Raw genomic sequence first — 11,415 nt, 5'->3', positions numbered from 1 at the left:
ATTCATCTCACGCGGGCTCAGTTCGTCAGCGCGAAGGTCTCCAGCTTGGCCGCATTGTTGCCATTGACCAGAACGCAGTCCATCAACTGCTTTTCCTTGGCCGGCGACTTCTTGTTCTTGATGAAGTCGTTGGCCTGCTCGACCGCCATCTGCGCCTGCGCGAAAGCGGGCTGCAGCACGGTTGCCTTGATGCCGCCCGACGTGATGGAGTCGCGCACGTCGTTCGATCCGTCGAAGCCGACGACGATGACATCCTTGCGGTTCGCCGCGGCAAGTGCCGCATAGGCGCCCATCGCCATCGTATCGTTGCCGGAGATCACGCCCTTGATGTCGGGGTTGGCCTGAAGGATCGATTCCATCTTGGAATAGGCTTCCGTCTGGCTCCAGTTGGCCGACTGCTGGGCGACCATCTTCAGATCCGGATAGTCGTCGATGACGTCGTGATACCCCTTGGAGCGAATGCCGGCATTGGTGTCGGATTCCTTGCCGACCAGCTCGACGAAATTGCCCTTCTCGCCCATCAGCTTGACGAACTCCTGCGCGCCGAGCTGGGCGCCCTGGTAGTTGTTGGAGACGATCTGCGCCACGGCGACGCCGGTGGCGTTGATCTCGCGGTCGATCAGGAAGGATGGAATGCCTGCGGCCTTGGCCTTCTGCACGGCGGCGACGGTGGCGTCGGCGCCGGCATTGTCGAGGATGATCGCCTTGGCGCCGCGGCCGATCGCGGTGTCGATCAGCTCGGACTGCTTGTTGGCGTCGTCGTCATGGACCAGCACCAGCGCCTCGTAGCCGAGTTCCTTGGCCTTGGCTTCCGCGCCGACGGCTTCCGCCTTGAAGAACGGATTGTCGTGCGAGGGCGTGATGATCGCGATGAGATCCGCCGCGTAGGCGGGAACGGCCGTACCAAGCGCCAGCATGCCGGCGAAAGCCGCAAGCGTCATTCTGCGTGTGAGTTTCATGAAGTCCTCCCGTTTGAAAAATTGCCTTGGTCAACCAAGGCCTCTGTCGGCATTCGAATTCGTCAGGCGGCACGGGCGGCGGATCGCTTTCGGGCTAAAGGGCCGTTTGCCGGCTTTCCCCTCCACGGATCGTTGCTCCCCAGCCATCCCCCATTCGCCCAGGCTTCAAAATCCCTGCGAAACCCTGTCGATCCGAGCCATGAACAGCTAAGCCAGCTGGTATGATGAGTCAATCACAAATTCAGGTGATATGTACCTGATGGGCCGCGAAAACCGAGCGTCGGCAACGATAGGTCGACGCATCGAGGCGCTGCGGCAAGCGCCTGTCCTCTTTCAGGTGATGCGCTGAATGCTGGCGGCGATCTCTTCCGGCTCGAACACGCGTTTCCAGTCGTCACGCATCAGCACCGGCTTGCCGAATTCGATCGCCTTGTTGCAGGCGTCCGAGAAAACGCCCTTGGTCTCGCCGAAGATGACGGCGCCGAGCACATTCATATGGCCGAGCAGGAAGTCGAGCGCCGCCTGCTTGTCGACGCCGCGTGCCACGACCTCGTCGACGGCTTCCTTCATGACCACCAACAGCGAGGCGCACACCGTCTCCGAAAGGCCAGGCTCCAGCAGGGCCATCTGTTCGACGGTGACACGGTGTGAACGCATGACCGGCGCCCAGATGATTTTCGCGATCGCCTCGCCCTTGGCGTAATCTTCTTCCGGTCCCTGCATTAGCGCACTGACCATATGCTGCTTGGCCTTGACGCCGCCGAAATAGTCCTTTTTGGCCGCCATGTCTGTTTCGTCGTTGAAGATCGGCGGATGGCAGGGGTGGGTGACGAAATAGGTGAGGTCCGGTCGGTTGGGCAGATGGCCGGCGAAGGGTGCCGCCGCGTCGAGCACCACCACCATCGTGCCTGATACCAGCTTGCTCTCGATGCTGGTCGCCACCTTGCCGATATGCGTGTCCGGAACGGCCAGGATCACCACATCGGCACCCTTGAGCGCCTCGTCGGCGCTGACCGTATCGAAACCCAGTCCGGTCTTCAGCCGTTCGCGGCCGGCATCGCTGACCTCGACATGGCGTATCGTGTAGGGCGATCCGCTAAAATTGGTCGACAGGCGGTAGCCCATTTTTCCGCCGGCACCGAACAGCGCAATCGTTGTCATCTGGTCACTACTCCTGATCTCAGCCGACGGTATCGCCCGTCGTCAACTTATCAACTGGTATAATCACGCTACCAGATTTTGGCAATCCGATAATAGTGAATGCGATGCAGGTCACGACTGCCGGTCTCCCGCCGACATTGCGGCGTCGCCGTCTGTCGGCTCAACCGGCGCTCGCCGCGTCATCGCTTGTCGTCCGGCAAGCGCGAGCACGAAGATGACAACGACGCCCTGCACGATATCCTGGGCGCCCGGAGGAAGGCCGATGATCTGCATCGTTGTGACGATCAGGATCAAAAGGATGCTGGCGAACAAGGTGCCGACGGCGGTTGCCGAGCCGCCAAAGATCAGCGTTCCGCCGAGGACCACCGCAGCGATCGACTGCAACAGGTAGGGCTGGCCCATTTCGAGGAAGGCGCCGCCGATATAGGCGCCAAGCAGCAGCCCGTTGAGCGACGCCAGCACCGACGAGATGATGAAGGCCGATGCGATCACCGGGCCGGTCCTGATGGCGGCGAGCCGAGCTGCAGTGCGGTTCTGGCCGACCGCCGACAACAACTGGCCGAACACCGTGTAGCGCAGCACGAAGGAGGTTGCCGCGACGCCTGATATGGCGATAACGGCCATGATCGGCACTCCGGAAATACGGCCCGATGCCAGGTATTTCAGCGCCGGGCTGACGCTGAAACCCGAGATCGCCCGGTTCGACAGCAGCGTTGCGGTGGCCAGCACGTAGCCGGTCGCCAGCGTGGCGATGATGGCCGGGATGCCGAGCACCACGACAAGCAGCGAATTGAGCGCGCCGACGGCAAGGCCGAGCAGGATCGCGGCGGCAACGCCGATGGCGAGATTGGCATCCTGGCCCTTGATGGTGAGCAGCGCGACGAAGGCACTGAGCGTGATCACCGAGGCAACTGAGAGGTCGATGTTGCCGCGCCCGGTCGTCACCACGAACATCTGGCCGATGCCGACGATCGTCAGGAAGGATGCCGACAAGATGATGCCCGACAGGCTGGACAGGCTGAAGCGGTTGGTGACGATCGATAGCACCAGCCACAGAAGCAGCACGCCGATCGCCGCCCAGATCCAGCGGTTTCTCTGCGTCCAGAGGCTGAAGGCGGTCAGAGCGTTCATTGTTCGCTCCTGCGGTCAGCGGTTAGGCTGCGCAGCGTCAAAAGAGCGATCAGGATCAGGCCTTGCGTCGCGGCGTTGAAATCGCTGCTGACGTTCAGCGTGCCGAGCAACGCGCCGATCAGCGACAGCGTCACCGCCCCGGCGACGGCGCCGACCGGCGAGATGATACCGCCCAGCAGCGAGCAGCCGCCCATCACCACGGCGGCGACGCTAAGCAGAGTGAACGAATTGCCGGAGTTGATGTCGCTCGCCGTGTTGATCGCCGTCAGCGACAGGCCGGCTGCACCCGCAAACAGCCCGGCAATGAGATAGCGCACCAGCGCATAGCGCGTCGGCGACCATCCCGAGCGGATCATCGCTGTCGGGTTGTTGCCGAAGCCGCGCAGCACCACGCCGAGCGGCAGCCGGTCGATGACGAAGACGATCAGCGCGACGGCTGCGATGAGGATGATGGAGGTGGGCACGAAGCCAAGCGACCAGCTGAAGAGCGCCGACAGCCATTCCGGGCTGGCGCCGCCGGGCGTCGGCTGCAGTGCATAGCCCAGTCCGACCCAGATGAAGGAGGCGCCGAGCGTGACGACGATGGCCGGAATCTTGCGCGCCTGGATCACCCCGCCAAGCCCGGCATAGGCGGCGAGCGCTCCCGCCAGCGCCAGCGCGCCGAGCCATGGTTGGTCGTAAAGCAGCGTGGCGCTGAGCACGCTGACGAGGCCGGCGAAGGCGCCGACACCGAGGTCAATCTCGCTGCCGCCGACAATGAACATCTGTGCGGCCGTCACCAGCACCAGCGACAGCGCCGGCATCAGCAGCAGATCGAGGCCGAAGATCGAGGCTACGGCTGGATTGGCTGAGACCATCACGGCCAGCACGGCGGCAAGCCCGATGAAGGGCGCCGCATCCACCAGCCTGCGGCCAAGCCTTGTCGCTGGCGCATCCTTGTCTCGGGCAGCCGCAAGCCTGTCAGCCGGCTGGGCGAAGGATGCGCCGACGACAGCCGATTCCGTGATCGCGTCACCGGTGAGTTCCCTGACGATCCGTCCGCCGGCAAAGACCAGCACGCGATCGCAGGCGAGCAGTTCGGCATCCTCGGTCGTATGCCAGACCAGTGCGCGGCCGCTGCGCGCAATCTCGTTGCACAGCCGGTAGAAATCCTGCTTGGTGGCGATGTCGACGCCGCGCGTCGGGTCGTCGAGCAGGATGATCGGCGTGTCGGCGACTAGCGCTCGCGCGACCAGCGCCTTTTGCTGATTGCCGCCGCTGAGCTCGGTGATGTTGGACTGGAAGCGGCTGTCATCCAGCCGCAGTTTGCCGGCGGCACCGGCGGCCATCTCGCGATTGGCGCGATCGGAAACCAGGCCCAGCGCCGGGCGGCGGGCCAGTGCGCCGATGCTGATGTTTCCCAGCACGCTCCACAGCGGGAACACGCCTTCCTTCTGCCGGTCTCCGGCGATGAAGCCTGCCTGCGCATGTCGTGTGACCGCGCTATTCTGCTTGCGGTCGGGGCTGAAGATCCTATGCAGCAGCTCCTTCTGGCCGCTGCCTTCGAGGCCGGCCAACCCGACGATCTCGCCGCGCACGATCTCGATGTCGCGGCCGAGTTCTGATGTCAGCGGGCCGGAGAGCCGCACCAGCACGTCCTGGGCGGAGGCGGCGGAGACGGCGTGCTGATGCACCGGATTGGCATCGCCGCCCATCAGCTGCACCAGCCTGCCGATCGAGGCGTCCGCGACCTGGCCCTGCCACGCCGTGCGGCCGTTGCGCAGCACCACGATCTCGGTGGCGATGTCGATGATCTCCTGCAGCTTGTGGCTGATGAAGATGAAGGCAAGGCCGGCCTTTGCCCGCTCGCGAATGAAGGCTCGCAGCTGTTTGGAGCGGTCGAGATCGAGCGACGAGGTCGGCTCGTCGAGCACGATCAGCCTGACGCCGGGCGTTGCCGCGGCACGCGCGATCTCCACCATCTGCCGTTCGGCGATGGAGAGGTGGCCGACTTCGGCGTCGGCATCGATGCCGTTACCTGGAAAGACAGCGTCGAGCGCTGCGCGAGCCCGAGCCTTGTAAACCGTTCTCCACCCCGGTCGGGTCGCCGCATCCTGAGGTGTCTCCAGAAAAAAATTCTCGGCGACCGACAGGTTGGCGCAGAGCGAAAGCTCCTGATGCACCATGCGGATGCCTCGCCGCTGCGCCTCGGCGGTGCCGTAGTCGGCGAAGTTCACATGTTCGCCGGCAAAGGAAATCGAGCCCAGCGTAGGCCACATCGCGCCGCACAGGATACGCATCAGCGTCGATTTTCCAGCACCATTGCCACCGACCAGCCCGATCACGTCGCCGGCACCGACGCAGAGGTCGATCCCCGTGTTGGCGAGCGTTGGTCCAAAGCTCTTGGTGATCCCGGTGAGCGAAACGACACTTTGCCCGATTGGTGCGGCAGGCGCCTTGGCGGCGGCTCTGTCCTGATCGGCGACGGCAGACTGGGACATTCGCCCTCCGTTTCTTCGACAGCGACGATCGGGCGGTGCTCCGGCACCGCCCGATCCGGTAGCGCTGGATCGCGTTACTTGCTCAGCAGGTTCTGCTTGACCCAGTCCAGCGAATAGCTCGGGCTGATGATCTGGCCGCCTGGCAGCTTGGCGTATTCCTTGAGGTTGCCGGCATCGACCGTCGCCACCGGCATGATCATCAGCTTGGGCGCCTGGGCACCCTTCAGCAGCGACAGGCCGAGCCAGAAGGCAGCCCCTCCGATACCTGGCGTGGTGTTCATGGACACCGTTTGATAGCCGTTCTTGGCGTTCTCCTCGGCCCACCATTTGACGAAGTCGGTGCCGCCGCCACCCTCGATGATCGGCATCTTGCCGGTGTAGTCGCCGCCATACTGGACGAAGGCCTGCGCGATGCCGACATCGTCGCTGCCGCCCTGGCCGAGCACGGCGTCGACATGCGGCAATGAGGGCAGCACATTGGCGATCGCCGCCTGCGCCACCGAGGCGGTCGCCTGGCCATAGACGGTCGCCACCACCTTGATGTCGGGATACTTCGCCAGCACCGACTGCTGCGCATTGAACATGTCGTTGTCGGGCGCCGAACCCTTCACGCCACGCACCTGCAGGATGTTGCCCTTGCCGCCGAGCATCTTGAAGACCGCCTCGGCCTGGGTCGCCTTGTAGCCCTTGAAGTCGAAATTGAGCTGGTAGTTGCAGGGTGCCGAGGCCACCGAATCGAAAGAGATGACGATGATGCCGGCCTTGCAGGCTTTTTCGATGATGCCATTGACTGCCGTTTCCGAGGCGGCGTCGACGGCGAGCACGTCGACCTTCTTCAGGATCAGCTCGGCAATCTGGCTGTTTTGCTGCGCCACCGAGCCATCGCCGTTCATGACGATATAGTCGGCGATCTGACCAGCGGCCTTGGCTTCCTTGGCGGAGGCTTCGAACGCTTCCACCATCTGGTGCCGCCAAGTGTTGCCGTAATAGGCGTTGGCGAGCGCGATGACCGGCGCGTCCTGTGATGCCATTGCCGGCAACATAGCAGCGCCCACCATTGCGGCGCCGGCGAGCGCCGCCACAGTTACAAATCTCATGGTATTTCCTCCCAAAAACACGATCGGCTTGGCTTGCCACACGAGCACAGCGTAATCTCAAGGGGCACGCTATGTCAGGTACATATTATACCAGCATACCAAATAGGCAAGCGTCAGCAATGACACTGCTGCGCATCGCCTGTTGTTGCGGCCGCTACCTTGATGGAACGGTAATTCGTGATCGCTTTCTGCGGCGGCTTACAAGCCGCTCTTTGGACAGAAGCCATGAGACCGGGGTGTTTGGGCGCTACTTCAAAAGATCGACCAGCACGTCGAAAGCGGCGTCGATGTCGGCGCGGACCGCGGCCCTGACGGCCTCCGCGTCCCGGTTTTTCAATGCCGCGAACATCTCCTGGTGGTGTTCGTTGGCGGTCGAGTAGTTTCCCGAATCGTGCAGCATGTTGAAGTAGGGGCTGATCTGCAGCCAAAGGTTCTCGATGATGTTGAGCATGTTCTCCGAACCCGCCGCCCGATAGATCGAGAAATGAAAGGCGTAGTTGGCGCGCAGATAGGATTTGACGTCGCCGGCGGCATTGGCCTGTTCGAGCGCATCCAGATGCTGGCGCAACTGCGCCACGGCCTGGTCGTCCATGCGCTCCGCAGCCCATGCGGCCGCGATCGCCTCGATCTCGAACCGGACATTCCTGAGGTCGATGAGGCGTGCGCGGCTTAATGCCGGAATACCGATCGACCGGCCTGAAACCACCATCAGTGCGTTGGCCGCCGTCAGGCGCCTTAGTGCTTCCCTGACCGGCATCGGGCTGACGCCGAAAGCATCGGCAAGGCTCTGAACCGTGACCATCTCGCCCGGCACGATGCTGCCGTCGAGGATCAGTTCGGTGACATGGCGATAGACCCTGTCCTGCAGGGTTTCCCTGGACAGGGGTGTGATCTCGACCCCCGACTTTTTGTACGCCGATCCAGCCATCTCCCGTCAACCTTCCCGCCCAAGGGCGACGCTACCGCCAGAGCAATTCCAGGAAAAGTGTGAAACGGTTTTCCGTCCGGAATTGCGCCAAAGCAAAGAGACAGAGTGGCTCCGCGTTTCACAGAGACGCGGAGCCACTCTGGCGTCCGGAATGCAAGGTTCAAGGTGCCACGTCAAGCGCCCAAGGGTCCCGGTTTTGATATTAGATGATTTCATCATTGATCTTTGATCAAATCATGTTAGGGTCACCGGCATCGAATGACAAGGGTTACGTTCGTGCCCTTGGGAGGCATTCGGTCGTTCGGATCGGGAGGAGTTTCATATGGGTATCGGATTGAAAGTCCGGCGGCTCGCGCTGCTGGCCGCCATGGCTGTATGCGCCCTTGGGCTGCCCGGCGCGCAGGCAGCCGAGAAGCACAAGATCTTTCTCAGCATGAGCTACATCGGCAATGATTGGCAGGCGGAGGCGGCCAACATGGTCAAGGCCATGGCCGCTCACAAGAGCCTGGCCGACAAGGTCGACCTGCAGGTCCAGGTCGCCGGCCCTAACGCGCAACGCCAAATTCAGCAGATCAATGCAATGGTGCAAAGCGGCGCCGAGGCGATCATCGTGTACCCGATCTCGCCGACCGCGCTCAATCAGGTCGTCAAGAATGCCTGCGACAAGGGTGTGAAGGTGTTTGCCTACGACGCCGAGATCACCGAGCCTTGTGCCTACAACGTCCACATCGACCAGCTGGAAGCGGGCAGGGTGACCGCCGAATGGCTGGTCAAGAAGCTCAATGGCAAGGGCAACATCATCGCCATCACGGGTGTCCCGGGAACGTCAGTCGACGATCAGCGGACAAAGGCCGCCAAGGAAGTCTTCGCCAAATATCCTGATATCAAGATCGTCGGCGAGGCTGTCGGCATGTGGAGCCAGGCGGTCGCCCGCACCGAGCTTTCGAAGATCCTGGCCACCCGCAATTGGGACGACATCAACGGGCTGTGGATGCAGGTCGGCTGCTTCACCGCCAACTCAATGCAGCTCGAGGCCGGCAAGAAGACGAGCGAACTCCTGCCTTGCGCCGGCGAAGGCTCCAATGGCGGCCGCATCCAGATGCTGCCGGAGGGCACCGAAGTCGAAGGTGCCGCTCCCCCCTATGCACCGGCGGGCGCGCAACGCATTTCCTATGCCTCGCCGCCCTATTCCGGCGCGCTGGCGCTGAAGCTTGCCGTCGAGGCGATCGAAGGCAAGGACGTGCCGAAGACCACTATCCTGCCACTACCCGTCGTCACCAATGAGACGATCAAGCTGTGCGATGAAGGCACATGGGCGGAGATGAAGGCCGGCTGCAACGCCTTCAAGCCGTCGCTGGTCTCCAACCCCGGCTGGTTCGCTTCGATCTTTTCGGACCAGACACCCGAGGTCGGCCTCGCCGCGGCCCTCGTCGGCCAGCCGGAAGAGTAAGCCTCCCAAGGCAATCCTGATCATGCACGGGCGTCTGTCCGTGCATGATCGACCTGTGTCAGGCCCGGCGATCGAGGACGATGACAGACCATCCCGAACATCCCGCCATCGAGATCGACGGTATCAGCAAGGCGTTCGGCCCGACCGTCGCGCTGGACGGCGTGTCGTTTGCGATCGCGCCCGGCAGCGTTCATGCACTGCTGGGTGAAAACGGAGCCGGCAAGTCGACGCTGGTAAAGCTGCTGTCCGGGCTGGTCCGGCCAAGCGAAGGCCATGTGCGTGTCTTCGGCAAGGAGATCGCCTACGGCGCACCGCGCGCCGCACACGCGCTGGGCGTGCAGACGGCGTTCCAGGAGATGACCCTGGTGCGCGATCTCTCCGTGCTCGACAACATGCTGTTGCCCTACGCCCCGGTCGGCGTCTCCGGCCTGATCCGGCGCGGCGCTGCCCGCAAGGCTGTCCGTCGCCACATCGACGAGCTCGGTTTTTCCGTCGATCTCGACGCCGAGGTGACCGAGCTCGAGCTTTCTGTGCGCCAGAAGATCGAGATCGCGCGGGCCGTCTACCGCAAGCCGCGCATCCTGCTGCTCGACGAGCCGACATCGACGCTCGCCGGCCGCGACGTCGACTGGCTGGGCGACATCATCGCCAGGCTGAAGGCGGCGGGCACCACCATCGTCTTCATCACCCACCGCATGCGCGAGGTGCGCGCCTTTTGCGAGACGCTGACGATCCTGAGAAACGGCCGCCACATCGTCACCGCGCCGGTTGCCGACATCTCGGACGGCGACGTCATCGAGAAGATCATCGGCCGCAGCATCGAGCAGACCTTCCCGCCCAAGCCAGACGGCGCCCAGGCCTTCGGGCCGCCGGTTCTGGGCGTGCGTGACCTCAAGGTCGGGCGCAAGCTCGACGGCGCCGGCTTCGACCTGCGCAAAGGCGAAATCCTCGGCGTTGCCGGCTTGCAGGGCATGGGCCAGCAGGATCTGTTCCTGGCCTGCTTCGGCATGGCCGAAATCACCCGCGGCCACATCCTCGTTGACGGCCGCAAGGTCTGGCTCGGCTCGCCCGCCGATGCCTTGCTGCCCAACATGGCGATCGGCCTGGTGCCGGAGGATCGCAAATCCGAAGGCCTGTTCCTGAAACTGTCGGGCAGCCAGAACGCCACGCTTCCCGTGATATCGCGCTTCACTCGTTTCGGCCTTGTCGACGCAGAGGCCGAAACCCGCTCCGTCGAGGCGGCATTCGCCACTGTCGAGGTCGACCGCCGCGCGCTGTGGACGCGGGCCGGTGCGTTTTCCGGCGGCAACCAGCAGAAGATCGCAATAGCCAAATGGCTGGTGGCGCAGAGCCGCATCCTGCTGTTGTTCGATCCCACCCGAGGCATCGACGTCGGCACCAAGCACGAGCTTTATGTGATGATGCGAAACTACGTGGCCGCCGGCGGCTCGATCCTGCTGCACTCGACCGAGATTCCAGAGCTCGTCCACCAATGCGACCGGGTCCTGGTTCTCTATGACGGGCGCATCGCTGCCGAGCTAGAAGGCGACGCCATCACCGAGTCGGCCATCATGCGCCCGGCACTCGGGCATGCCGGGGATGCCGCGGCATGAGCAGCGCAAGCATTTCATCTCCGGTTTCCCGAAGCTTCGGGTTGCGCCGCGCGCTGATGCGCAATCGCGGCGCACTGATCGCCGCTATTGTCCTTGCGATCCTGCTTTTCATCGTCGACTGGATCAGCGCCGGGCCACTGACCTATTTCGATGTTTCGTTCCTGTCGAGCGGCGGCGCGACCTCGGCGCTCGCAGCGATCGGCCAGACCATCGTCATCCTGTCGGGCGGCTTCGACCTGTCCGCCGGCGCGGTGATATCGCTGGTCAATGCCGTGCTGGCATCGAGCATGGACCCGATGGCGCCAGGCGCCAGCATCATCCTGTGGACCGCCGTCGGCATCGGCGTCGGCATGGCCGTGGGCGCCTTCAACGGCTTCTTCATCGCGGTGCTGCGCATGCAGCCTATCGTGGTGACGCTGTCCACCATGTTCATCCTGCAAGGCGTGACGCTGCTGGTGATGGACAAGCCCGGCGGCTTCGTGTCGCCCGATCTCGGCACCTTCTACCTCGGCGACGCGATCGCCGGCTGGCTGCCGATGCCGCTGGTGGTGATCGGCGTCGTCCTGCTTGCCTGGTTCTGGCTGAAGGGCACCCGC

General features: G+C 63.4%; 8 protein-coding genes and 1 pseudogene. 3 read left to right on the top strand and 6 right to left on the bottom strand.

Annotated elements, in window-relative coordinates; genetic code table 11:
* Positions 1 to 17: 17 nt before the first annotated feature.
* From EN993_RS23335 to EN993_RS23310, 6 genes are all read right to left on the bottom strand, one after another.
* The gene (locus tag EN993_RS23335; RefSeq protein ID WP_127264934.1) at positions 18 to 959 is read right to left on the bottom strand and encodes a D-ribose ABC transporter substrate-binding protein; all 942 of its coding nucleotides are present in this window, start codon (positions 957 to 959) and stop codon (positions 18 to 20) included.
* 333 nt (positions 960 to 1,292) lie between these two features.
* Positions 1,293 to 2,120, bottom strand: a complete 828-nt coding sequence (locus EN993_RS23330; protein ID WP_127264933.1) for a phosphogluconate dehydrogenase C-terminal domain-containing protein — start codon at positions 2,118 to 2,120, stop codon at positions 1,293 to 1,295.
* A 111-nt stretch (positions 2,121 to 2,231) separates the two neighbouring features.
* On the bottom strand, positions 2,232 to 3,251 hold the full coding sequence (locus EN993_RS23325; protein ID WP_127264932.1) for an ABC transporter permease: 1,020 nt from the start codon (positions 3,249 to 3,251) through the stop codon (positions 2,232 to 2,234).
* Positions 3,248 to 5,731, bottom strand: a complete 2,484-nt coding sequence (locus tag EN993_RS23320) for an ATP-binding cassette domain-containing protein (protein WP_127264931.1) — start codon at positions 5,729 to 5,731, stop codon at positions 3,248 to 3,250. Before EN993_RS23320 ends, EN993_RS23325 begins: the two co-directional genes overlap by 4 nt.
* A gap of 74 nt (positions 5,732 to 5,805) precedes the next feature.
* Positions 5,806 to 6,828, bottom strand: coding sequence for an ABC transporter substrate-binding protein (locus EN993_RS23315; protein ID WP_127264930.1), 1,023 nt, complete (start codon positions 6,826 to 6,828; stop codon positions 5,806 to 5,808).
* Between the two features lie 247 nt (positions 6,829 to 7,075).
* Positions 7,076 to 7,756: a GntR family transcriptional regulator gene (locus EN993_RS23310; protein ID WP_109661674.1), complete on the bottom strand. Its 681-nt coding sequence runs from the start codon at positions 7,754 to 7,756 to the stop codon at positions 7,076 to 7,078.
* A gap of 322 nt (positions 7,757 to 8,078) precedes the next feature.
* Between EN993_RS23310 and EN993_RS23305 the strand changes: the two genes are divergently transcribed.
* The 3 genes and pseudogenes from EN993_RS23305 to EN993_RS23295 all read left to right on the top strand — a co-directional run.
* Entirely contained in the window at positions 8,079 to 9,206 is a 1,128-nt protein-coding gene (locus tag EN993_RS23305) for a sugar ABC transporter substrate-binding protein (RefSeq protein ID WP_127264929.1), read from the top strand.
* A gap of 80 nt (positions 9,207 to 9,286) precedes the next feature.
* Positions 9,287 to 10,819 carry a sugar ABC transporter ATP-binding protein gene (locus tag EN993_RS23300; protein ID WP_127264928.1) on the top strand — a complete coding sequence of 511 codons (1,533 nt, stop codon included), beginning with the start codon at positions 9,287 to 9,289 and terminating at the stop codon, positions 10,817 to 10,819.
* Positions 10,816 to 11,415: pseudogene (locus tag EN993_RS23295) on the top strand (ABC transporter permease); the annotation flags it as partial. The gene EN993_RS23300 and the pseudogene EN993_RS23295, both read left to right, overlap by 4 nt.

This window comes from Mesorhizobium sp. M7D.F.Ca.US.004.01.2.1 (assembly GCF_003997785.1).
Taxonomy (GTDB): domain Bacteria; phylum Pseudomonadota; class Alphaproteobacteria; order Rhizobiales; family Rhizobiaceae; genus Mesorhizobium; species Mesorhizobium loti.
The sequence above is the reverse complement of the archived record's forward strand: the minus strand, read 5'-3'. Positions and strand labels throughout refer to the sequence as shown.